The sequence below is a fragment of the Elioraea sp. genome (genome assembly GCF_022842375.1).
Classification (GTDB): Bacteria; Pseudomonadota; Alphaproteobacteria; order Acetobacterales; family Acetobacteraceae; genus Elioraea_A.
On the sequence record NZ_JALHPR010000014.1, the window covers coordinates 95,679 to 118,869 of the forward strand.

Below are 23,191 nucleotides of genomic sequence, written 5' to 3' on the forward strand. Positions count from 1 at the left end.
GGCTCAGGCGTTCGCCGCGGCTGCGGCGGCGGCAGCGGCGGCGGCGCGCTCCTGGGCCTTCTTCTTCGGCAGGTGCTGCTTGGACTGCTCGCGCATCACCGGGGCGGGAACGAGGCCCGCCTTGGCGAGGAAACGCTCGACCCGCTCGGTCACCTGCGCGCCCTTGCCGATCCAGTCCTGGATGCGCTCGGCCTCGAGCTTCACGCGGTCGGCGTGGTCGGCCGGCAGCATCGGGTTGTACGCGCCCACCTTCTCGATGAAGCGGCCATCACGCGGGCTGCGGCTGTCTGCCACGACGATGTGATAGTAGGGGCGCTTCTTGGCACCGGCGCGGGAAAGGCGGATCTTGAGGCTCATTCCATCAGGTTCCTTCTGTCGGAAGAAGAGTGTGTCGTTTCGGTAGGGTGTCGTTGGCCGATCAGAACGGCCGCTTGCCGCCGGGCATGCCGGGAAATCCCCCGCCGCCGCCCATCAGGCCGGAGAGGCCCTGCCGGAGCATGCCCTTCTGGCCCATCTTCTGCATGCGCTTCATCATCGTCGTCATGTCGTCGAACTGCTTCAGCAGGCGGTTCACGTCCTCGACCTTCATGCCGGCCCCGGCAGCGATGCGCTTCTTGCGCCCAGCCTTGATGATCTCGGGCTTGCGGCGCTCTGCCTTCGTCATGCTGTCGATGATCGCGACCTGGCGCTTCAGGATCTTGTCGTCGACCCGCGCCTCGGCCATCTGCGCCTTCACCTTCGACGCGCCAGGCAGCATGCCGAGCAGGCCCTGGAGGCTGCCCATCTTGGTGATCTGGCCGAGCTGCTTGCGGTAGTCGTCGAGGTCGAACGTGCCCTTCTGCAGCTTGGCCGCGAGCTTCTCGGCGTCATCCGCCTCGATCGTCGCAGCCGCCTTCTCGACGAGCGAGACGACATCGCCCATGCCGAGGATGCGGCCGGCCACGCGATCGGGGTGGAAATCCTCGAGCGCGTCGAGCTTCTCGCCGACACCGACGAGGCGGATCGGCGCGCCCGTGATTGCGCGCATCGAGAGCGCCGCACCGCCGCGGGCATCGCCATCCATCCGCGTCATCACGATGCCGGTGACGCCCACCTTCTCGTGGAAGGCACGCGCGACTGTCACCGCGTCCTGGCCGGTCATCGCATCGACGACGAGCAGCTTCTCGTGCGGGGAGGCGACGGTGGCGATCTCGGCCACCTCCTCCATCAGCGCCTCGTCGATCGCGAGGCGGCCCGCGGTGTCGAGCACCAGGACGTCGAAGCCGCCCTGGCGCGCCTCGGTCATCGCTCGGCGGGCGATCGCGACAGGCCGCTCCCCGGCGACGATGGGAAGGCTCAGCACGCCCGCACGGTCAGCCAGCGTGGCGAGCTGCTCCTGCGCGGCGGGCCGCTGCGTGTCGAGCGAGGCGAGCATCACGCGCTTGCGGTCGCGCGTGCGCAGGCGAAGCGCGATCTTGCCGGCCGACGTCGTCTTGCCGCTGCCCTGCAGGCCGAGCATGAGGATGACGACGGGCGCGGGGGCGTTCAGGTCGATGCCAGGGGCCGCCGGGCCGAGCATGGCGACGAGCGCGTCGTTGACGATCTTGACGACCTGCTGGCCTGGCGTGACCGACTTCAGCACGCTCTCGCCGACGGCCTTCTCGCGCACGTCGTCGATGAAGGTCTTGACGACGGACAGTGCGACGTCAGCCTCGAGAAGTGCCACGCGCACCTCGCGCAGCGCCTCGGTCACGTCGGATTCCGACAGCGCGCCGCGGCGGCGCAGCTTGTCGAAAATCCCAGTCAGCCGGCCCGAAAGGGCGTCGAACATGCTCGCTCCATCATCCAGGCGGGCCCCAAACGCGAATGCGCCGCTGCGCGAGCCTTCGCGGAGCGGCGGTGCCCCACACCGGGTGGGACGAGCGGCAGGGTCTGCCGTGGTCGGCGGTGTATGGCCGGACCCGGCGGTTGCGTCAAGCGGAGCAGCGGGGGTGGCGGGTGCAACTCCAGGCCCGCCGAGCGGTTGCAGCCTCCCAGACGGACCGGGGAGGAGCGACCGATGGCCGACGACCACGACATGGAAACCAGGCTCTGGGCGGCCCTGCGCGCGGACAAGATCGTGATGCTGGGCCTCGTCGGGGCCGAGGGCGGGCATACCCGCCCGATGACCGCCCAGTTCGACCGCGATGCGCCGCCCATCTGGTTCTTCACCTCGACCGACGCCGTGCTGGTGCAGAAGCTCGGCAGCGGCGCGCGGGCAACGGCGGCCTTCGTCTCGTCCGGTCACGACCTGTTCGCGACGATCGAGGGCACCCTCGTGCGGGATGACGACCCCGCCGTCATCGACCGGCTCTGGAACAGCCAGATTGCCGTCTGGTACGAGCATGGCAGGGCAGACCCCACGCTGGTGCTGCTGCGCTTCGACACCACCGAGGCCGAGATCTGGCTGAACGAGACGAGCCTGGTCGCGGGGCTGAAGCTGATGTTTGGCAAGAATCCGAAGCAGGACGCGAAGGAGAAGGTCGCCCGCGTCTCCCTGTCGCGGCCGCCCTGAGCGCGCCTCCCCCGATCCGCCTGGAAAGGTGCCGCCGGCTTGCGGCATCCTGCCGCGGCAACATGCGATCACGGGGGAGACCGGCATGGCCGCGACCGAGGGGCGCCTGCCACTGGCGAGCCCCGCCTATTGCCACCGCCGCCGCGCCCTGCTCTCAGCAGGAGCAGGCATGCTGACCGCGCTTGCACTTGGCCTGCCCCTCGGCGGCTGCGCGCAGAACGAACAGCTCGGGCGTTCGCAGCTCATCCTCGTGTCCGACGCCGAGCTCGAGCAGATGTCGAACATCGCGGAGGCTGACATCCGCCGCCGCTCGGGCGGGCCGTTGCGTGATCCGGCGCGGCAGCGCGCGCTCGAGCGCGTGGCGGGCAGGCTATCGGACGTCGAGGGCGCGCCGCAGCCGCCGCAGGGCTTCCGGCCGGAGCTGCTGGCTGACCGCAGCGTGAACGCCTTCGTGCTGCCGAACGGCTACTCGGGCTATTTCGATGGGATGTGGGGCTTCGTCGGCGGCAACCAGGACGAGCTGGCCATCATCATGGGCCATGAGATGGGCCACCTCACCGGCCGGCATGCGCAGGAGCGGGTGAGCCAGCAACTCGCGCTTGGCCTCGGCGCCGCAGTGCTCGGCACCGCGGTGGCGGCAGGCGCTGGTGCGCGGCGGTATTCGCCCGCGATCGGCGCAGCACTCGGCCTCGGGGCCGCGATGGGCGGTGCCGCGTTCTCGCGCAGCCACGAATTCGAGGCGGACAGGCTGGGCTTGGTCTACGCCGCCCGCGCGGGCTACGAGCCGCAGGCGGCCCAGCGATTCTGGGACAGGATGGAGGCGCAGCAGGGCCAGGCCCGAGGCCCGACCTTCCTCTCGACCCACCCTTCCCATGGCGACAGGCGGGAGCGGCTCGCAGTGCTCATTCGCGAGGACCCCGACGTGCGGCGGGCTGTGGCAGCCCGGCGGGGCTGAGAACCGACGCCGCGCTCAGCGCGGCGTCAGCACCATGATCATCTCCTAATGCATCCCTGACGGGGTTGCCGCAACCAAGCATAACCCTACCGAAAGGCCGAATGTAGCCCTATCAAGGGTGCTGACATGGGCAGCGATTGCCGCTATCGTGGTTGCTGCTTGGTTGCTGGATCGCGGATGGGCCGGATCAGCAGCCATGGAGCACCCCCCGGGGGGCTCGCTCGATCGCCCAGGAGAGGAGGGGGGGTCAAAAAATGGCGACGCCGCCCCCTGCCGTGGATCGCGGCTATTTCCCAGGCCGAATGATCGGATGTGACGCGCGCGCCGGAGGCCGACGCGACGTGCGCATTCGTATAGAGCCTAAAAGTGGTGCCCCACGTGCCCCAGTGCCCCACACGGCGAATTCCCGTGTGCGATCAGGGCCTTACCTTGGGGCACCGGCGGTCACCCCCCTGGGGCACCGCGCCCCGAGTGCCCCAGGGCAGCACCATGAGCGGAGGAACCCATGCCGAAGCTGACGAAGCGGACCGTCGAGGCAGCCGAGGCCGACGGCGAGAAGCCGCGCCTGATCTGGGATGGCACGCTGCCCGGCTATGGCCTTCGCGCCTACAAGTCCGGCCGCAAGGTGTTCGTGCTCAAGTATCGGCCAAGCGGCCCGAGCGGCCCGCAACGGTGGCTGACGCTCGGCACCTTCGGCGCGATCACGGCCGAGCAGGCGCGCGCCCTCGCCGAGCGGGCGCTGGGCAGGATTGCTGCCGGCGGTGATCCGCAGGCGGAGCGTCTCGAGGAGCACGCCGCCGCGGCCGACACGCTGGCCGATGCCTTCGCCGCCTGGATCGCGGAGAGCGAGGGCAAGCGGGAGGGCAGCACGATCGCGCTCTATCGTGACCTGTTCGACCGCGTGATCCTCCCCGAGCTCGGCAAGAAGCCGGTGGCGAAGCTCACCCGCGCCGAGGTCGCCGCCTGGCACGCGCGGCAGAAGGCAGCCCCCTATCAGGCGAACCGCGGCCTCGCCGCCCTCGCCGCGCTCATGGCGTGGTGCGTCTCGCAGCACCGCCGCCCCGAGGCGTCGGGCAACCCGTGCAAGGGGGTGCAGCGGTTCAAGGAGGAGCGGAGGCAACGCTTCCTGAGCGAGGCCGAGCTCGGCACCGTTGGCGAAGCCATGACCGCGCTCGAGGCCGAGGGGAAGCTGAACCCCTATGCGGCGTCGGCGCTCCGCATGCTGATCCTGACCGGCGCGCGCCGGTCCGAAATCCGCACGCTCCGCTGGGAGAACGTCGACATTGACCGCGCGTGCCTGCATCTGCCGAAGAGCAAGACGGGCGCGAAGGTGATCCACCTTCCGCCGGCGGCCATGCAGATCCTCGGGGCGCTCCCCCGCATCGACCGGAACCCCTACGTCTTCCCGGGGGAGAAGGCCGGCGCGCCGTTCTCCTGCCTCAACCGCCCCTGGAACGATGTGCGCGTGCGCGCCGGATTGAAGCCGGTGCGTCTGCATGACCTGCGGCACACCCACGCCAGCCTGGGCGCTGCCGCAGGCCTGAGCCTGCCCGTGATCGGCCGTCTGCTCGGGCACAGCCAGCCGCGCACGACGGCTGCCTATGCGCACCTGGCCGACGATCCCGTGAAGCGGGCGGCTGCACTTGTCGGTGACCAAGCCGCCCGAGCGCTCGGCCTGCCGATGCCTGGCGGCGCTGCGGAGCCGGCCCCGGCAAGCGAGGTCGTGACGATCACCGAGGCTCGACGCCGCCGGAGGCTCGCGAAAGCGGCGACATAGAGACGGCCGCGCCCGGCGGTTCCGGGCATAGGGCGGGCCGAGTGGTGCAGCGAACACCACCCGGCCCTGACCGACCAAGCGCAAAGGGACTGCGACATGATGGCTACCCAGACGAATATCACGCCTGCCGGCGCGTTGCGTGCCGAGCTCGAGGAGGCCGCGCAGCTCGCGCGCGGCATCTCCGAGGTTGCGGCGACGCTGATCGACATCAACGCGGACCCGCCGATGCGCGACGACGAGGGAACATCCCCCTGCGAAAGCGTGCGATGGGCGGCCGATGCGATGGTCGATCAGATCGAAGCCGTGCGGCGCAGGCTGCCGAAGCGGGGCGGGGGCGTCGACGATCGCGCCGAAAGCGCCCTCGCCAACCTGGCCGATGGCGCGGCGACGCTGCGCACCCTTGTGCGCGCGCTGCGCTATCGGATGCCGAACCGGAAGCATCCGCTTGTGCATCTCGCGCTGCGCACGGCGAGGGAGATCGAGGCCGCCCTGGCAACCGCCTATGACCGAACGAGCGGCATCAACACGGGGCATCCCCTTGTCAGGGTCACGCCAGAACCGACGGGAGCCAGCGCCGCGGCGGCACGCGAGGATGCGGAGGCCGACGCGTCGATCGCCGCGCCCGCCCGGCTGCACTGACGGGGGGCGCGCCATGTCGCTCATCCCGCCGGCTGGTCGGTTGTTCCTGGACGCGGCCGTTGCTGCCTGGTGGGCGCGCCATGGATCGACGACCGCCACACCGGACGACGACGGGGTGACGCTCCCCGCCGTCATCCGCGGTGCGATCGCGCCGTCGCCGCCGCAGCCGGCCCGCGACGCGGTCCGCCGCGCCCTCGCCGATGGCGTGCTTCGTGCCGAGGCGCTGTTCGATGATGGCATCACAGAGCCTATTCCGCCGGAGTTCTGGCGAAGCACCGCCGGCGCCCGCGCCATGTGGCCGGGTGAGAGGGTGAGCGTTCCCTCCCGACCCCTCACCGCGCGCATGTTGCCGAGTGCAACGCTGCCGGTTGTCGTCAACGCCCCGCGAGGACGGCCGATCGTCAGCGCGGGCGACGTGCGGGCCTGGCTCGATGGCCGAGAGCCAGTGTTGACAGGTGCGCCGGGGGCGGACCCGGAGCCTCTCGCGCGTGGCGGCGTTAGGACTGAGCCTCGCAGTGCTCACGCGCCGCTGAGCGAGCGCGCGCGTTCGTTGATCCGCGTGCAGGAAGAAGCGCTTCGCACCACGGGGAAGATACTGCCGCAAATTTCTGCACAGGAAAAAGTCGAGCCGGACGGGCCGAAAGGGCGATGGAGTGGCCCTTGGGCCGAGGTCAAACGGCATCGGCCCGAGTTAAGCCTCAAACCCGAGAGACCGCGCGGGGCGCGCGAGAAGTCGACAAACTGAATTAAGTCTGACGCCACTTTGTTCAGTTAGGCCGTCGGGTTTCGGCTGTGGATTATCGGCTCCACCGCCCCTCCTGCCAGAGGGCGCGAACAGGAGAAGCCGATGCCCGACGCAGCCCTTGCCCTCGACGCCCCGCGACCGCATGCGGGGCTTCCCTTCCCGCCCGACGACCGTGCGGACTTCCGCCCGTGCGGCAGCGTGATGGCCGAGACGATGGCGACCTTCGCCCTCACTGGCGAAACGGTCTTCACGTCGATCATCGCCCTTGTTCGCCGCGCTGAGCTTCGCTGCTTCTTCCCCGACGGCAGCGGCGAATGCCTCGCGCCACCGGTCGAGCTCGGCTCGCGGCAGCTCACGGCGCGTGCGTTCGATCGGCGCGCGAACACCTGGCTCCCGCTCGGCGAGATGCTGGTCGACGCAGGCGCGGTCCACGCTGCCTTCGCCGCACGATGGATCGCCCGCGCTCCCTTCCGCGCCGCCACGGCCGAGGAGCTGGCGGACAAGCGAGCCTGGCATCCGTGGCAGGGGGACGCTGCGTGGGAGCTGCTGAAGCAGTCGCCGCCCATGGCGCAAGTGTTCACGGTCAACGCGGCGATGGCGTTCATCTCACACGCGATCCTCCTCAATCTCGTTCCGGTCGCACAGCCGATCACCAGCGATGTCCGCGCGCCGATCGTGGTCACGCCGCACCTGGTCGTGAGCGGCTTCCAGGATGGCAGCGGCGCCGATCGCGAGGGGGCGGGCGGCATCCTCCGCGCTGCTGTGCCTGCCACTGTCGATGGGCGCTGGCGTCTGACGGACCAGCTGCGACCGATCGAGGTGCATTTGCCGTCGCTTCGCGCGCTGCTGCTTGACGTGGTGGAGGGGCGGGTCGAGCGCCCGGCAGCCTCCGTCCTCTGCAAGCTGCCGAGCGAGCTGGCCTGAGCCATGGCGGAGACCGCGACGGCGCCAGATGATCGCGTCGAGGGCGAGCTCGCATATCTCGCGATGTTCGGCCTCGAGCGCACGGTCGACGTGCTTGCCGAAATCGAGGGGGTGCGGAGCCTCACGCCTGGCGAGAAGCGGGCAGGCCGGGCCGCGGTGGCGGCACTGCGCCACATCGCGCGGTGGTGGGACGCCGATCGCGCGATGCGTCGAGCAGACGAGCTGCGGTGGCGCTCAGGCACACACTGGAACGGCGACACGAAACGCCCCAGCCCGCGGCAGATGATCACCGCCGTTCGCGTAGCGGCGGCTGCGGTTGCCGCGATCGGCGGCGCGGCAGTGCTCGGGGAAGAACGGGACATGACCGTCCGCGAGCGGTTCGTGACGCAGCCCTCCCAGCGAAAGGAGACCCATTCATGACACAGCCCCCTGACCCCACTGAGGCAGCGAAATTCTATGAGCAGCTCGGCCACGGGGGCGTGCGGCGTGCGCATCAGGTGTTCGGCGAGCTTCGGCGTGCCCTGGGCGACGCCGAGGCGGAGCGCATCGATCGCACGCTTTCGAAGCCGGAGGAATTCCTGCGCCTCGAGGCGCTTCTCTACCACCGCGACAAGCCTTCGGCCGCCGAGGTGCGAGCGGCAATGCGCGGCGACTGGCTACCGGCGACGTTGCCGCCGGTGCAGCAGATCCGCGGCGCACCCGTGACGATCAAGACGGCGCCGCTGCCATCCTTCGAGAAGCCTGCCGTGCCGGCCGGAGTGACGGGGCGTGCGGCTGATCCTGCCTATAGGACGCAGCGCGAGGGTGAGCTGAAGACTGCGATGAAGGACCCGCGCTATTGGCGCGATCGCGATCCGGCGTTCATCCAGAGCGTGGAAGCCGGCTTCAAGGAGCTCTACCCCGGCACGTCGAAGAGCGGCAGCGGCGAGCGCATCTGATGGGCACGCCACAAACCAAGGCGCCGCCGTCGGTTGTTGGCATCGACGGCATACGGCGCTCGCCGGAGCATGAAGAACAGATCAGCGAAGCGATGCTCGCCACCTTCAGCGACGGGCCTGGCGCGCGCGTGCTCGCCCATCTTCGCGCTGTCACGCTTAACCGGGTGCTCGGCCCCGGCGCTTCCGATGCCGAGCTTCGTCAACACGAGGGCAGGCGCGAGCTTGTCGCACAGATCATGCAGAGGATGGACCATGCCAGAGCAGCCCGCGACCGCCGCGCCTGAGGGCGCGCCCGCCACCGGTGGCACGCCCGATATGGCGGAAGTCGAGCGCATGGTGCGCGAGACGACCGACCTTCGGCAGCGCATCGCCCAAGCCGAGGCCGCGTACCGCGAAACCGAAGCACCGCGCCTCCGCGAGGAGGTCCGCGCCCAGCTCGAGGCGGAGCAGCGCAAGGGGCTGCCGGGCAGCCCCGATGCCTACCTTGCGGCGCTCCCGCGCCGCCTGCCCGACGGGCGCTACATCCTGACGGAACCGCCTGGCCCAGACTTCCGGCCCGAGCCTGGTGCCGAATACATCCAGCTGAACCGCGATGACCCGCAGCTTGCCGGGTTCCTTGAGATTGCGCACGAGCGGGGCCTTACGCCGGCGCAGGTGAACGAGACGATCGCGGAGTTTGTGACAAAGACCGTCCCCTCGACGCGCGAGCTTCGGCGCGCGGCGAAGGCGCGGCAGGCGGCGCTCTACGAGGCCCTCGGCGAGAACGGAGAGGCGCGCGTCGCGCATCTGTACGGAAAGCTCCGCGCCAAGGTCGGCGACCACGATGCGGCGGCGTTCTTCCGCGGCGTCGACACGCCCGAGCTGGTGACCGCCATGGAAAGGGTCGTTGCGCTCGGTGACGGGCCTGGCTTCGCGCCGATCGGCGGCAGCGCTTCGGCTGATGATGTCGCGACGCTGAATGAGCTGATGGCCACGCCAGCGTACTGGAGGGATCGCGACCCGAAGGTGATGAAGCGCGTCACTGACGGCTTCGCCCGGCTGTATCCAGGCAAGGCCCAGCCGCCGCGGATGTCCGGCCGCTAAGGCACCTTCCTTCGCAGAACGCGATATTCGCCGCAGTGCATTGCGGCGGCATCCTCCGGACACGCAGTGTCGCGCCATTCGCGTTGAGCACCCTACAGGAGAGCGCAAAGCCCATGAGCACCCACGGCACTGCTACAGCACCACTCCGGTATCTCCGCACGACAGAGGCGGCCAAGTATCTCGGGCTCGCGCCCGGCACCCTCGACAAGCTCCGCGTGACAGGCGGAGGGCCAACCTACGCCAAGCTTGGCCGCGTTGCCGTGTACGAGCTCGCTGATCTTGATGCCTGGGTGGCGGAGCGGAAGCGCCCGCACACGAGCGCGGCGTGAGCACGCTCGCCACCATCGCGGATCGTCGCGCATGAGCGGCGAACCGGAAGGGCCGATCAGCCTTGAGGAGGCGCGGCGGAAGCGCCGGCGCAAGCAGCCCCTTGGGACTGCTGGCGGCCATGCGGCATCGGCACTCCCTGACGTTCATGGGGTGATATGCCCGGCTGGGTTTACGATGACGGCCACCGGCCTTGAGTGCGACGGCGAGTGGATCTGTGATCCGTTCCGCGTGGTTGCACAGACGAGGCCCGAGGGCGGCGACAACTGGGGCGTCATGCTCGCCTGGCACGACGATGACGAGCTCGAGCATCGGGTGATCGTGTCACAGGCGATGCTGACGGGAGACGAACGATCCGTGTTCGAGCGGCTCTCAGCGCGTGGGCTCCGGCTCTACGCGAGCCGATCGGCACGAACCGCCCTCGTGAATTACCTATCGCTCGTGCGCTCGACAAAGAAGGCGCGCACCGTGTCCCGCATCGGATGGGTGCTGCCCGCCGATGGCGGAGCGGCCTACGTCCTGCCACGTCGGGTGTGCGGCACACCTGCCGATGGCGAAGAGCTCTTCCTCGACATTGACCCGCCGCCGCGGGTGTTCCGCGAGCGGGGATCGCTCGATGACTGGAAGCAGGACATTGCCGCGCGGTGCGTCGGCAACAGTCGGTTGGTGCTCGCGGTGGCGGTCGCCTTCGCCGGCCCGTTGCTGACGCCGCTGGGTGAAGAGACCGGCGGCATTCACTTCCGCGGCGGCAGCTCCGTCGGCAAGACGACGGCGCTGCATCTCACAGCCTCCGCCTGGGGCGCACCGTCCGGCCCCGATGCCTTCGTGCGGCAGTGGCGCGCGACCATCAACGGCGTCGAGGAGATGGCGAAGACCTACTCGGATTGCGTGCTGCCGCTCGACGAGATCGGGCAGGCGGACCCCACGAAGGTGGGAGACATGGTCTACATGCTGGCCAACGAAGCGGGCAGCGCGCGCATGCGCGACAGGGGCGGCCTGCGGACCATGAACACCTGGCGCCTGCTGTTCGTGTCGAGCGGCGAGGAAGGCATCGTCAGCCTGATGAACCGCGGCAAGGTTGCCGCGAAGGCCGGGCAGGAGACGCGCTTCCTCGACATCCCGGCAGATGCCGGCCGCGGCCTCGGCATGTTCGAGAAGCTGCACGATGCAGACAGCGGCGCCCTCTTCTCGCGACAGCTGAAGCAGGCGGCGCAGGACTGCCATGGGCATGCCGGCCCTGCCTTCGTTGCCTGGCTTGCTGCGCGCGTGGCCGACCCCGCCTGGCTCGATGCCACGCGCGCGAGGCTGCAAGCGATCGCAGCAGCGATGCTGCCGCACGGGGCCGATGGGCAGGTGCAGCGCGCCGCCGGCCGCTTCGCGTTGATCGCACTCGCAGGCGAGCTCGCGACCGAGGCCAATGTCACCGGCTGGCCACTGGGCGAGGCCGAGCGTGCGGCCGAGGCATGCTTCACGGCCTGGCTTGAAAGCCGCGGCAGCGTCGGACCGCTCGAGCTGCGCAACGTGCTGCGAGCGGTTCGAGGGTTCCTCCTTCAGCACGGCGCGTCGCGGTTCGAAACCTTGAAGGAACCGCTCCCGCCCGGTGACCTCGCTGGCACCGTCGCGCCGCCTGACACTCGCACCATCGAGCGCGCAGGGTGGAAGTGGACTGGGGAAGAAGCGGACGAAGGGACGAAGCTGTGGGTCTACGGCATCCAGCCCGAGACGTTCGAGAAGGAAGTCGTGCCCGCTGGCATGAGCGAGCTCGAGGCCAAGCGGATGCTCGCCGCGGCGGGTGTGCTGAAAACCCAGATGAAAGGCGGCAAGCTCCGCTTCACCCTGCCGAAGTCGGTGAAGGGGGTCGGGCGCCCCGAGCTCGTCACGATCCTGCCCTCGATCTTCGCTGACGAAGGCGACGAGGGATGACCCCAAAGGCATGAGCAGAAGAAGGCGAGGGTGATGACGAGCAGCGACAGGCTCCGGAAGTGTCTCGACGATCGCGTGAGCGGCGGGACACTCACGCGCGAGCAGGCTGACGCGATCGCGCAGAAGGTGCGCGAGATCGAGGCCGAGAACGCTGCCGGCGCGGTGCCGCTCAGCGATCAGGAAGCGCTCGCCCGCGCTGCCGCCGAGCTTGCAGCCGACGCGCGGCTGAAGAAGCGGCAGAACGCCATTCAGGTGCTCCGCCACGCCGAACTGATGGACCGCCTCGCCGCGCACCCGCGCGGCCCCTACGCCGGCGCTGCCTCCATCTTCGCGCGTGACCTGGCCGCCGACGCGGCCGGCATCGCCGAGGCGGCAGGATCGAACGTGGAGGGGCGGCAGCGCGCCGTCCTCGCCATCCTGCATGGCAAGGTGGTCGACTTCCTCGACGCCTACCGGTCGAAGGCGGTGGGCCTCACGCGCGACACGATGGGGCTGCGCAACGTGGTGCGCGAGCTCTACGGCGAGGCGACAGGCGATGGCGTGGCCGGTGCCGCGGCACGCGGCTTCACCGAGGCGGCCGAGTATGCGCGGAAGCGATGGGTCGATGGCGGCGGGCGCACGTGGAAGCTCGATGACTGGCGGCTGCCCCAAGTGTGGGATCGCGATGCCGTCGCGCGGCTGACCCGCGTGCAGTTCTCCGATGCGATGCTCGACGCGATCGGCGCCGGGAAGCTTCGCGTTCTCGACTGGCAGACCGGCAAGCCGGTCGATCGCGCGCGGGCTCAGGAGATCCTCGTTGACGCGTACGACGCCATCGTCACCGATGGCCTCTCCCGGCTTGTGCCCGGGCAGCAGACCGCCGGCCGCCTGGCGAACAGCCGACAGGAACGGCGCGCGTTTGAGTGGACCTCGGCCGATGCCTGGCTCGAGGCGAACGAACGGTTCGGGGCGGGCGACGGCATCGGCATCTACAGCCTGATGACGCAGCACCTCGACGGGCTCGCGCGCGATATCGGCATGATCGAGGTGCTCGGGCCCTCGGCGCATCATCAGGCGCGCGTGGTGATCGACACCGCTCGCAAGGCTGGCGCGACCGATGGGCAGGCCTACCGCCTCGAGGCGCTGTGGGACACCGTGAGCGGGGCGAGCACTGGCGCGGTGAACCGTGCCGCGGCTGGCTTCATGCGCGAAACCCGCGCCTGGTTGACGGCGGCCAAGTTGGGCAGCGCCGTCCTCTCGGCCGCATCGGACTTCGCCACGCTGCGCCTCACCGCCGCGTGGAACGGGATCCCCGCATCGGACGTGATGCGGCGCTACATGAGCCTGCTGACGAGCGCGGCCGACCGCAAGGACGCCATCCGCACGGGCCTGATCGCGGAAGGCTGGGCGCGCGTCGCCGCCGCCACGCAGCGCAATCAGGCGGATATCGTTGGCGCCGGGCTCGGCTCGCGCGTCGCCGACACGGTGCTTCGTGCGTCGGGGCTGACGGCGCACACCGAAGCCGGCCGCTGGGCCTTCCAGATCGAGACGCTGGCGCAGCTCGCCGACGATGCCGCGCTCCCCTTCGATCGCCTCCGCCCTGGCTTCCGACGCGGCATGGAGCGCAACGGGATCACGGCCGAGGATTGGGACGTGATGCGCGCCGCGCCGATGTTCGACCTGGGCGACGGCGGCAAGGTGCTGCACCCCGAGAGCATCGCGAAGCAGGGCCGCCGCGAGGCCGATGCCGCCGCACGGCTGATGCAGTGGATCACCATCGAGACGGACTTCGCCATCCCCCAGCCTGGCGCGCGCGAGCGGGCGCTGATGCTGGGCAAGACGCAGGCCGGAACGCTGGTCGGCGAGCTGATCCGCTCGACCACGCAGCTCAAGGCCTTCCCCGTGACGATGATGACGACGCACTTGCTCCGCGGCCTCGAGGCCTACAGGGGCGGCGATCGCGGGCGCTACATGGTCGCGCTGGGCGTGTCGCTCACCATCGCCGGCGCGTTCTCGATGCAGCTCAAGCAGATCGCCGCCGGCAAGGACCCGCGCGACATGACGACGCCGACCTTCTGGGGTGCGGCGTTCATGCAGGGCGGCGGCGCCGGCATCTTCGGCGACTTCCTCTATTCGTCACTCACCCGCTCCGAGCGCAGCTTCTACATGACGGCGATCGGCGGGCCGACCGGCGGGCTGATCGATGACCTGTCGAGGCTGACGGGTGGGAACATCCAGGGCCTAGCAGAGGCGAAAGACACCAACTTCGGCGCCGAGCTTGCCCGCTTCGCCCGGTTCAACGCGCCGGGCACGTCTCTCTGGTATGCGCGCCTCGCCCTCGACCGGCTGATGTGGGACCGGCTGCAGGAGATGGCCGACCCCGACCATGCGCGGAAGTGGCGCAGGCTCGAGAACCAAGCGCGGCAGGACTACGGACAGGAGTTCTGGTGGCGGCCGGGCGAGGCATCTCCAACACGCGCCCCCCTTGGCCTTGGTGGAGGAGGCTGAGGCGCAAAAAAAGTTGCCCGTTCACTTGCGGCCAAACCGGTAATTGTTGGAGAAGGGCGAGGGCGGCGGCTCCGGCGATCCGACTCGGGGTTCCAGAACCGCCGCCCGTATCGGCCACTCCCGGTTTCGCGGACCGGCAGTGGAACCCGCGACAATGAGCCTGGGCGGGTGCGGCTCGACGCCATGCAGACGGAAGATAGCACCGTCGCCGTTCGAGGCCAGCGAAAACTCGGCTTGGCAACTTGGGGACAGCGGTCGGCGCAAGCCGGCCGCTTGTTCCGTTCGGGCCCGTGCGCGGATCGGCTGACGGCGCCGGCATCGGCGATCGGCACTCGATTTCGCCTGTCGCTATGTCCGGCCTGAAGTGTTGGGGCACTGGGGCACTGAGCGAAGACGAGTGCCCCAGCCTAGTGCCCCAGGGCTTCGGCTGAAGCAGCCCCTATATATCAATCACTTACTTGATGGATGGACACATGTGGGGCACTGGGGCACCGGGGCACACGTCGCGCACGTATTTCAGCGGTATTGATCCGCGTTCTCCGGGTGTGCGTGACGGTAACGGGTTACCGCATCGATGCTCGGAGGCGGCATCGTCTCCCCTACCGAGGGAGTGCATCACCCTCCGGCCGAGGCGGAACACCGCCACGCGGGCATGGACCGAGGGGTCTTCCACCGCTCGTGCACTTGAAACGGGGTCGAGAGTGCGTTCCCCAGCAGCCTGGTTGCGGTGGGCGAGATCGCGCCCCGTGGTTGCTATGTGGTTGCTGGCCGGAAGCAGGCCGGCGGGAGACCGGCCTGCAACCTCAGTTTCTCACCGAGGGGTGAGCACCATGATCATCTGGCGGTTTTCCATCCGCGGCATCTGCTCGACCTTCGCGACGGGGTCGAGTTCGGCGCGCACGCGCTCCAGCACCTTCATGCCCAGATCGACATGCGCCATCTCGCGGCCACGGAAGCGAAGCGTGACCTTCACCTTGTCGCCTTCCTCGATGAAACCCTTCATCTGGCGCATCTTCACATCGTAATCATGGTCGTCGATGTTCGGGCGAACCTTGATCTCCTTGATCTCGACGACCTTCTGCTTCTTCCGAGCCTCGTTCTTCTTCTTCTGCTGCTCGTACTTGAACTTGCCGAAATCGAGGATCTTGCACACCGGCGGGTCGGCGCCGGGGGAAATCTCGACGAGGTCGAGGCCCTCCTGTGCCGCGCGGTAGAGGGCATCGCGCGTCGTCAGCACACCGATCATCTCGCCATCACTCCCGATCAGGCGAACCTGGGGAATGCGGATCTCCTCGTTGACGCGCGGGCCCTCTCGGGTCGGCGGCGCCAGGGTGGTCGGACGGGCTATGGCTCAGGCCTCCTAGACGTTTCCGGGATAGTGAGTGTGGTTATATCAGGCTGCGGCTTCAACAGCCATCGCGGGCCTCAGGTCGGGCGGTGAGGCCTCGGCGGCCAGCATCGCCACCGCCTGGTCGAGCGGCAGAACCGTCTGCGCCTCGCCGCCAAGCCGCCTGAGCGCCACCGTCCTCGCCTCCGCCTCCTTGCGACCGACGACGGCGATCACGGGCACGTGCGCCACCGAATGCTCGCGGATCTTGGCGTTGATCTTGGTGGTGGAGAGATCGGTCTCGACCACCATGCCGGCGCGCGCGAAGGCCTGCGCGACCTCCTTCGCATAGCCATCCGCATCAGAGGTGATGGGGGCGACCACCACCTGCAGCGGCGCGAGCCAGAGGGGGAAGCGCCCCGCATACTGCTCGATCAGGATGCCGAGGAAACGCTCGAACGATCCAAGGATCGCGCGGTGCAGCATCACCGGCCGCCTGCGCGAGCCATCCGAGGCGACGTAGAGCGCATCGAGGCGCTCGGGCAGCACGAAATCGACCTGCAGCGTGCCGCACTGCCAGTCACGCCCGATCGCATCGCGCAGCACGAACTCGAGCTTGGGCCCGTAGAATGCGCCCTCGCCGGGGTTCAGCTCGTATTCGACGCCAGCGGTGCGGCAGGCCTCCTTCAGCGCGCCCTCGGCACGGTCCCACGTCTCGTCGGTGCCGGCACGCGTGGCGGGGCGGTCGGAGAACTTCACGCGGAAGCTCTCGAAGCCGAAGTCGCGGTAGACGGAGGAGAGCAGGGCCACGAACTGCACCGTCTCCTCGGCGATCTGGCTCTCCTCGCAGAAGATATGCGCATCGTCCTGCGTGAAGGCGCGCACGCGCATGATGCCGTGCAGCGCGCCAGATGGCTCGTAGCGGTGGCAGGCGCCGAACTCCGCAAGCCTGAGCGGCAGGTCGCGGTAGGAGCGGATCGTGGTGTTGAAGATCTGCACGTGGCAGGGGCAGTTCATCGGCTTCAGCGCCAGGACGCGGGATTTCTCCTTCTCGTCCTGCACCTCGGCCACGAACATGTGCTCGCGGTACTTCTCCCAGTGGCCGGACGCCTCCCAGAGGCCGCGATCGACCAGCTGCGGCGTCTTCACCTCCTGGTAGCCGGCGTCGTCGAGGCGGCGGCGCATATAGGCCTCCGACGCGCGATAGAGGCGCCAGCCCTTCGGGTGCCAGAACACCGAGCCCACCGCCTCCTCCTGGAGGTGGAACAACCCCATCTCGCGGCCGATGCGGCGATGGTCGCGCTTCTCGGCCTCGGCGATCTGGTGGAGATGGGCGTCGAGCTCCTTCCGGTCGCGCCAGGCGGTGCCGTAGATGCGCGAGAGCATCGCGTTGCGGTGATCGCCGCGCCAATAGGCGCCGGCCACCTTCATCAGCTTGAACGCATCGCCGACCTGCGCCGTCGTCGGCATGTGCGGGCCGCGGCAGAGGTCAACCCACTGGCCCTGGCGGTAGAGGGTGATGGTGTCGCCCCGCGGCAGGTCCTGGATGAGCTCGACCTTGTACTTCTCGCCCTTGGCGGTGAAGAGGTCGATCGCCTCGTGCCGCGTGGTGACGATGCGCTCGAACGCAGCACCCCGGCCGATGATCTCGGCCATCTTGGCCTCGATGGCGGGGAAATCCTCGGGCGTGAAGGGCGTGTCGCGGGCGAAGTCGTAATAGAACCCGTTCTCGATCGCGGGACCGATCGTCACCTGCGTGCCGGGGAAGAGCTCCTGCACGGCCTCGGCCAGCACGTGGGCGGTGTCGTGGCGGATGAGTTCGAGCGCCTCCGGGTCGCGGCGGGTGATCAGCCGCACGGCGGCATCGGCCTCGATGGGGCGGGAGAGGTCCCAGAGCGCACCGTCGACCATGACCGCCAGCGCAGCCTTGGCGAGGCCGGGGCCGATGGACGCAGCGAGCGTCGCACCCGTGACCGGCCCGTCGAAGCGGCGGACTGAACCGTCAGGCAGGGTGAGCGCTGGCATCGTCGAACCTCTGGTCCATCCTCGTGGGGTGGCGAAGCCGGTTGCTATGCGGCCCCTGCCCTGCCGGCGTCAAGGCGCGGGGAGGTCCGCGATCACCCCGGCGGGGGCGAGGGCGCGCAGGTCGGCCACGCGCAGGACGCGCACGTTCGCCCCCGTCCCGCGCGGCGCGCACAGCGCCGGATCGCTGTCGCCGCTGAAGAGGACGAGCGATGGCGTGCCCATGGCGGCGACGAGGTGCATCGGCCCCGTGTCGTTGCCGACGGCGAGTGCCGCACCCGCCGCGATGGCCGCGATGTCGGCGATCGCCGTCCGGCCGGTGAGGTCGATGGCGCCGGGACAGGCAGCGCGGATCGCGGCCGCGAGCGGCGCCTCACCGGCCGTGCCCAGGATGACGGGGGTAAGGCCCTGGCCGGCCAGGTGCGCCGCGAGCGCGCCATAGGCCTCGGCCGGCCAGCGCTTGGCCGGGCGGTGCGGCGCGGCACCGGGAACGAGCACGGCATAGCGCGGTGGAAGGCCGAACCGCGCGATGTCGCCTGCGAGCCAGCCGAGATCGGGCGGCGGAAACGCCGCGATGCCGGCTGCCGCAAGCTGCTCGCGCTGGCGGTCCATCGTGTGCATCGCGTCGCGGGCCGGGTTCGCATGCGGGTGCGAGCCGCCGGGGGCGATGCCGCTCCACTCCGGCCGCGCGCCGTGCACGCGCATGGTGAGGAAGAGGCGCGAGGAACGGTCGGACGTCTGCAGGTCGTAGACGCGGGCGTATCCCCCCGCAGCCAGGCGCCGCCCGAGCGCCCGCCAGGCGAGAAGGTTCCACCAGGGCGGCCGGTCATCGACCATGACGGCATCGAACCACGGCGCCTTCGCCATCAGCCCGGCGAAGGGCTTCGTCGTCAGCAGCGTGATCGCCGCCCCGAGGTGGTGCGCGCGGATCGCGGCGAACGGCCCGAATGCCTGCACGAGATCGCCCAGCGCGCCATGCTTGATCACGAGAATGGGGGCGGTCACGCCGCCTCCCCTGCAAGCACCTCGCGATACACATCCAGCGTCGCGGCACACATCAGCGGCGTGGTGTAGCGCGCAAGAACCGAGGCGCGGGAGCGTTCGGCCAGTGCCGCGCGCTCCTCCGCCCCGAGGGCCAGCACCGCGTCGAGCCGTGCGGCAAGGGCCTGCGCATCGCCTGGCGGCACGAGCCAGCCCGTCACCCCATCCTCGACCGTCTCTGCCGCCCCGCCGTGGTTCGTCGCAACCACTGGCCTGCCCATCGCCTGGCCCTCGACCACGACGCGGCCGAACGCTTCCGGGTCGGTCGAGGCGCTGACCACCGCATCGGCGAGCATCAGCCCTGCCGGGATGTCGGCGCAGTCACCGGCCAGCCTGATCCTCTCCGCGACGCCGCGCGCCTGGGCGAGGGACAGAAGCTCATCGCGATACCCCTCCCGCCCCTGCGCATCGCCGACAAGAACCGCCACCGCATCGCGCTGCTGCATCAGCGCCAGCGCCTCGATCAGCACGGCCTGGCCTTTCCAGCGCGTCAGCCGGCCCGGCAGCACCACGATGGGCGCGCCATCCGGCAGGCGCCAGGCTTCCGCCAGGCGCCGCATCCTGTCGCCCTGCACCATGGCCGGATCGAAGCGCAGCGGGTCGACCCCGCGCGGGATCACGCGCACGCGGGCAGGGTCGGTGCCGTGGCGGGCGATCAGGTGGCGGGCGATGAAATGGCTGATCGCGATCACCCGCACGCCCGACGCCATCACCGCGTTGTAGGCGCGCTTGCCGGGGAAGCCCTCGTTGTAGGTGCCGTGATAGGTGGTCATGAACGCAGCCCCCGTGCGGCGGGCGGCGAGCCTCGCACTCCAGGCCGGCGCGCGGCTCCGCGCATGCAGGACGGCGATACCCTCGGCGTGCACGAGGTCGGCCAGCTTCCCTGCATTCCGCCACATCACCAGCGGGTCCTTGGACGCGAGGGGGAGCTGGACGTGGGTGCCGCCGGCGCGGGCGATCTCACCCGTCAACCGCCCGCCGGCGGAGGCAACGAAGGCGCGGAACCCGGCTGCGGCCAGCGCCGCGGTCACCTCGATCGTGCCACGCTCAACCCCGCCGGTGTCGAGCGCGGGAAGAACCTGAAGGATCGCGGGGGCTGGGGAGGACATGCGCCGCGCGCTATAGCACCGGGCGGAGCGAAGGGGGAGAACGCCATCCATGCAGCCCGCCATCCACAGCGGCCCGAACGGGGCCATCGCCTACGAGAGGCTCGCCGGGCACGGCCCCACCGTCGTGTTCCTCGGCGGGCTCAGGAGCGACATGACGGGAACGAAGGCGTCGTTCCTGCGCGACTGGTGCACTGCGCGCGGGCAAGCCTTCCTCCGCTTCGACTACACCGGCCACGGCGCCTCGGAAGGCCGGTTCGAGGAGGGCTCGATCGGTGCCTGGGCGGCCGATGCGCTCTCCGTCATCGGCGCCGTCACGACGGGGAGGCTCATCCTCGTCGGCTCCTCCATGGGCGGGTGGGTGATGCTCGAGGCGGCACTGGCCATCCCCGATCGCGTCGCCGCACTGGTCGGCATCGCCGCGGCACCGGACTTCACCGAGGAGCTGATGTGGGACAGCTTCGACGATGACCAGCGCGAGGCGCTCGCGCGCGACGGGATCGTGACGCTGCCGAACCCCTACGACCCGGCGGGCTACCCCATCGGCCGCGCGCTGATCGAGGATGGGCGCACGCGGCTGAGGCTTCGCCGCACCATTCCGCTCACCTGCCCCGCCCGGCTGCTCCACGGCCAGCGTGACGCCGAGGTGCCGTGGGACACCTCGCTGCGCCTGGCCGAGCGGCTGGCTGGGGAGGATGTCGCCGTCACCCTCATCAAGGATGGCGACCACCGCCTCTCGCGCGAGGCCGATCTCGCGCTGCTGGCGCAGACGCTCTCAACGCTCGGCGAGGATCGCCCGTAGCCCCTCGCGATAGCTCGGGCAGCGCAGCGCCCAGCCGGTCGCTGCCTTCGAGAGCGCGTTTGAGACCTTCCGGTTCTCCGACCAGAAGGAGAGCGCCATGGGCGACATGGCGGCCTGCGCGGCGTCGAAGTCGATGGCCGGCGGCGCGGCGATGCCGAGCAGCCGCGCGGCCTCCTCCACCACGTCTGACGCCGGTGCCGGCGTGTCGTCGACGCCGTTCAGCACCCGCACCGGCACGGCCGGCGGGCGGGCGATCGCTGCCGTGACGAGGCCGGCGATGTCGGCGACATGGATGCGGCTGAAGCTGTGGCCAGGCTTGGCGATGCGCCGTGCCGTGCCGGCGCGGAGGTCATCGAACGGGCTCCGCCCAGGGCCGTAGATGCCACCCAGGCGGATGACGTCGAGCGCTCCCCCCGCCTCGCCTGCCGCCTCCGCCCAGGCGCGCTCGGCCGCGAGGCGGCGGATGCTGCGCGACTGGCCGGGGGCAGGTGCGGTCGTCTCGTCCACCCACGCCCCGCCGCGATCGCCATAGACCCCGGTGGTCGAGAGATAGCCGACCCAGCGCAGGGCCTTCGCCCCGACGATCGCCGCGCGATGGACGGCAAGCACGGGGTCGCCTCCCTCGTCGGACGGTGCGGCGGTGGCGACGAGGTGCGTCGCCTCGCCAATCGGGGGCGCGTCGAAGCCGGCGATGCCGAAGCCATCGCGCGCGAGGGATGCCGCCGCGGCACCGGCGGGATCGCGGGTGACGATCGTCACATCGGCGCCCCGTGACGCCGCCTCGCGGGCGATCGCCCTGCCGCTGTAGCCGAGCCCGAACACGAGCAACCGTACCGTCATGTATTTCCCCTGACCGGCGCACCTGGGCCGTGATGGCGCTGCCTCTCCATGGCCGCGTTTCCCGGCTACACTCTCATCTGGTGTGAACCCCCAGGATCATGGAGTGCGGTGGCGGTGTCGAGGGCCGCGGTTGCTGTGATGGTGATGCTCGCACTCGGCGCTGCCTCTGCTGCCGGGTTCTGGTTCCTCGGGACCGAGGATCCGGAACCAGTGAGGCGCGAGGCCGCACCGGACGCGCGCCCTCCCCAGACGTCGGGCATCGCCGTCCCGCCGCCGCCACGCCCGGCACCGGCCGACGTCGAGCGGGCCGAGAACGACGCCTATGACCGCTGCATGGCGCTCGCGATGACGAACCCAGAGGCCGCAGTTGCCGAGGCAGCGCGCTGGCGCCAGCGCGGCGGCGCCGATGCGGCGCTGCATTGCGAAGCCATTGCCAGGCTGCGGGCCGGCGACGGCACGGGCGCTGCCGCACAACTCGAGCAGCTCGGCCGTGACGGATTCGCGCCCCGCGAGGCGCGCGCCTCGCTACTCGCCCAGGCAGGCCAGATCTGGCTCGAGGCGGGCGACCTCGACCGCGCCTACGGCGCTGCCACCCTCGCCCTCGTCCTCCGCCCCGAGGAGCCTGACCTGCTGACCGACCGCGCCGTGATCGCCGCCTCGGCCGGGCGGTTCGAGGAGGCGATCGAGGACCTGACGCGGGTGATCGACCTTCGCCCCTTCCGCGCCGAGGCCTATGTGCTGCGTGCCTCGGCCTGGCGGCAGGCTGGCCAGCCGGCGCTGTCGCGTGACGACCTGGTGCGCGCCCTCGCGCGCGACCCGGAGAACCAGGAGGCCTGGCTCGAAAGCGGCTTCCTCCGGCGCGATGCCGCCGATGCGCGCGGGGCAAGGGCCGATTGGGAGCGCACCGTCAGGATCGCGCCTGACACGGCGACGGCAGCGCTCGCGGCACGCAACATCGTGCTGCTCGACGTGATGCCGACTGTCATTCCGGAGAACGCGCTGCGCCTTCCCGGCGCAGAGGCGCAACCGCCGCTGCCCCCGCCAGCACCGCCACGCGCGCCGCCGCGCCAGCAGCCGCGCTGAGGCTCCGCGCTGAGGCTCAGGGGGCGGAAAGCCCCGCGCCCAGGCCGCCCTGATACCCCCGCTTCACCGCTGCCTGCGCCCCGGCCGACCAGGCCGCGACGCGGTCTGCCGGCACCGTGACGAAGGCGTACTCGACCTCCATCATGTTGCGGCTGTCACCCAGCGCATGCAGCGAGGAGATGACGGCACCAGCGGGCAGCACGCGGGCGAAGGCGGTGGCACCGACCTCGCGCCGGCGCACCTGCCAGCAATCGAGGAAAAGGCCAGCGGTGCTGACGATGCCGCGCGCGACGGAGCCTTCGGGCCGGCATGCGGTGGGCGCACTCCACCCCGAGATCTCGCCGCCATTGTCGGTCGCCGTTACCCTGATGGCGGCAACCGCGCGGCCGGCCTGTTCCTGGACGAAGATCACGTTCTGCACCGGGAAGATCTGCCGGAAGCCTGAGCCGAGCGTCGGGTCGGATTGCTCGGTCCAGCGCGCCGCCTCGCGCCAGGGGCCTGCGGGAAGCGGGATCTGGCGTGTCAGCACGCGCACCACCTCGCCCGTGCCGGCGAAACGCTCCGGCACTGCCGGTGCCGCCGGGGGCGGCGGCGGCCGTGCGGCGGCCTGTCGTTGCGGCGCTGGAGTGGCGGGCGGCG

General features: G+C 70.3%; 23 protein-coding genes. 15 read left to right on the forward strand and 8 right to left on the reverse strand.

All coding sequences use genetic code 11. The features are described 5' to 3' along the window. Positions 1 to 3 precede the first annotated feature (3 nt). Positions 4 to 357, reverse strand: a complete 354-nt coding sequence (gene rpsP, locus Q0C38_RS13390; protein ID WP_291297600.1) for a 30S ribosomal protein S16 — start codon at positions 355 to 357, stop codon at positions 4 to 6. Between the two features lie 61 nt (positions 358 to 418). Beyond that, the gene (gene ffh, locus Q0C38_RS13395) at positions 419 to 1,810 is read right to left on the reverse strand and encodes a signal recognition particle protein (protein WP_291297601.1); all 1,392 of its coding nucleotides are present in this window, start codon (positions 1,808 to 1,810) and stop codon (positions 419 to 421) included. A gap of 228 nt (positions 1,811 to 2,038) precedes the next feature. Here ffh and Q0C38_RS13400 point away from each other — a divergent pair, with 228 nt between their 5' ends. The 13 genes from Q0C38_RS13400 to Q0C38_RS13460 all read left to right on the forward strand — a co-directional run bounded on the left by Q0C38_RS13400 (position 2,039) and on the right by Q0C38_RS13460 (position 14,331). Next, on the forward strand, positions 2,039 to 2,533 hold the full coding sequence (locus Q0C38_RS13400; protein WP_291297602.1) for a pyridoxamine 5'-phosphate oxidase family protein: 495 nt from the start codon (positions 2,039 to 2,041) through the stop codon (positions 2,531 to 2,533). Between the two features lie 85 nt (positions 2,534 to 2,618). Beyond that, positions 2,619 to 3,488: a M48 family metallopeptidase gene (locus Q0C38_RS13405; protein WP_291297603.1), complete on the forward strand. Its 870-nt coding sequence runs from the start codon at positions 2,619 to 2,621 to the stop codon at positions 3,486 to 3,488. A 505-nt stretch (positions 3,489 to 3,993) separates the two neighbouring features. Beyond that, on the forward strand, positions 3,994 to 5,265 hold the full coding sequence (locus Q0C38_RS13410; RefSeq protein WP_291297604.1) for a site-specific integrase: 1,272 nt from the start codon (positions 3,994 to 3,996) through the stop codon (positions 5,263 to 5,265). 99 nt (positions 5,266 to 5,364) lie between these two features. Further along, complete coding sequence (locus tag Q0C38_RS13415) at positions 5,365 to 5,904, forward strand: hypothetical protein (RefSeq protein WP_291297605.1); 540 nt, start codon at positions 5,365 to 5,367, stop codon at positions 5,902 to 5,904. Positions 5,905 to 5,917: 13 nt separating this feature from the next. Next, a complete protein-coding gene (locus Q0C38_RS13420) occupies positions 5,918 to 6,649 on the forward strand; it encodes a hypothetical protein (RefSeq protein ID WP_291297606.1) in 732 nt (243 codons plus the stop codon). A 102-nt stretch (positions 6,650 to 6,751) separates the two neighbouring features. Then, entirely contained in the window at positions 6,752 to 7,573 is an 822-nt protein-coding gene (locus Q0C38_RS13425) for a hypothetical protein (protein ID WP_291297607.1), read from the forward strand. A 3-nt stretch (positions 7,574 to 7,576) separates the two neighbouring features. Further along, positions 7,577 to 7,993, forward strand: coding sequence for a hypothetical protein (locus Q0C38_RS13430; RefSeq protein WP_291297608.1), 417 nt, complete (start codon positions 7,577 to 7,579; stop codon positions 7,991 to 7,993). Continuing rightward, complete coding sequence (locus tag Q0C38_RS13435) at positions 7,990 to 8,511, forward strand: hypothetical protein (protein ID WP_291297609.1); 522 nt, start codon at positions 7,990 to 7,992, stop codon at positions 8,509 to 8,511. Before Q0C38_RS13430 ends, Q0C38_RS13435 begins: the two co-directional genes overlap by 4 nt. Beyond that, positions 8,511 to 8,795 (forward strand): hypothetical protein, encoded by a 285-nt coding sequence (locus Q0C38_RS13440; protein WP_291297610.1) that lies wholly within the window; start codon positions 8,511 to 8,513, stop codon positions 8,793 to 8,795. Before Q0C38_RS13435 ends, Q0C38_RS13440 begins: the two co-directional genes overlap by 1 nt. Then, entirely contained in the window at positions 8,764 to 9,594 is an 831-nt protein-coding gene (locus Q0C38_RS13445) for a capsid assembly protein (RefSeq protein ID WP_291297611.1), read from the forward strand. Before Q0C38_RS13440 ends, Q0C38_RS13445 begins: the two co-directional genes overlap by 32 nt. A gap of 113 nt (positions 9,595 to 9,707) precedes the next feature. Continuing rightward, a complete protein-coding gene (locus tag Q0C38_RS13450) occupies positions 9,708 to 9,923 on the forward strand; it encodes an AlpA family transcriptional regulator (RefSeq protein WP_291297612.1) in 216 nt (71 codons plus the stop codon). A gap of 175 nt (positions 9,924 to 10,098) precedes the next feature. After that, complete coding sequence (locus Q0C38_RS13455; RefSeq protein WP_291297613.1) at positions 10,099 to 11,844, forward strand: DUF927 domain-containing protein; 1,746 nt, start codon at positions 10,099 to 10,101, stop codon at positions 11,842 to 11,844. Positions 11,845 to 11,877: 33 nt separating this feature from the next. Further along, positions 11,878 to 14,331: a hypothetical protein gene (locus tag Q0C38_RS13460; RefSeq protein ID WP_291297614.1), complete on the forward strand. Its 2,454-nt coding sequence runs from the start codon at positions 11,878 to 11,880 to the stop codon at positions 14,329 to 14,331. An 811-nt stretch (positions 14,332 to 15,142) separates the two neighbouring features. Here the strand turns inward: Q0C38_RS13460 and infC are convergent. From infC to Q0C38_RS13480, 4 genes are all read right to left on the reverse strand, one after another. Further along, positions 15,143 to 15,661: a translation initiation factor IF-3 gene (gene infC, locus Q0C38_RS13465; RefSeq protein WP_291297626.1), complete on the reverse strand. Its 519-nt coding sequence runs from the start codon at positions 15,659 to 15,661 to the stop codon at positions 15,143 to 15,145. A 63-nt stretch (positions 15,662 to 15,724) separates the two neighbouring features. Then, a complete protein-coding gene (gene thrS, locus Q0C38_RS13470; RefSeq protein ID WP_291297615.1) occupies positions 15,725 to 17,683 on the reverse strand; it encodes a threonine--tRNA ligase in 1,959 nt (652 codons plus the stop codon). Between the two features lie 69 nt (positions 17,684 to 17,752). Continuing rightward, positions 17,753 to 18,685 carry a glycosyltransferase family 9 protein gene (locus tag Q0C38_RS13475; protein WP_291297616.1) on the reverse strand — a complete coding sequence of 311 codons (933 nt, stop codon included), beginning with the start codon at positions 18,683 to 18,685 and terminating at the stop codon, positions 17,753 to 17,755. Then, a complete protein-coding gene (locus Q0C38_RS13480; RefSeq protein WP_291297617.1) occupies positions 18,682 to 19,830 on the reverse strand; it encodes a glycosyltransferase family 4 protein in 1,149 nt (382 codons plus the stop codon). The genes Q0C38_RS13475 and Q0C38_RS13480 overlap by 4 nt, the downstream gene beginning before the upstream one ends. Before the next feature lie 49 nt (positions 19,831 to 19,879). Here Q0C38_RS13480 and Q0C38_RS13485 point away from each other — a divergent pair, with 49 nt between their 5' ends. Further along, the gene (locus tag Q0C38_RS13485; RefSeq protein WP_291297618.1) at positions 19,880 to 20,629 is read left to right on the forward strand and encodes an alpha/beta fold hydrolase; all 750 of its coding nucleotides are present in this window, start codon (positions 19,880 to 19,882) and stop codon (positions 20,627 to 20,629) included. On the opposite strand, the gene Q0C38_RS13490 is transcribed toward Q0C38_RS13485, so the two are convergent. Then, entirely contained in the window at positions 20,603 to 21,469 is an 867-nt protein-coding gene (locus Q0C38_RS13490; RefSeq protein WP_291297619.1) for an SDR family NAD(P)-dependent oxidoreductase, read from the reverse strand. The genes Q0C38_RS13485 and Q0C38_RS13490 overlap by 27 nt on opposite strands. A 138-nt stretch (positions 21,470 to 21,607) precedes the next feature. On the opposite strand from Q0C38_RS13490, the gene Q0C38_RS13495 reads away from it, so the two are divergent. Then, complete coding sequence (locus tag Q0C38_RS13495) at positions 21,608 to 22,552, forward strand: tetratricopeptide repeat protein (protein ID WP_291297620.1); 945 nt, start codon at positions 21,608 to 21,610, stop codon at positions 22,550 to 22,552. A 16-nt stretch (positions 22,553 to 22,568) separates the two neighbouring features. Here Q0C38_RS13495 and Q0C38_RS13500 read toward each other — a convergent pair. Further along, positions 22,569 to 23,191: hypothetical protein (locus Q0C38_RS13500; RefSeq protein ID WP_291297621.1), on the reverse strand; the 623-nt coding region annotated here is incomplete at its 5' end.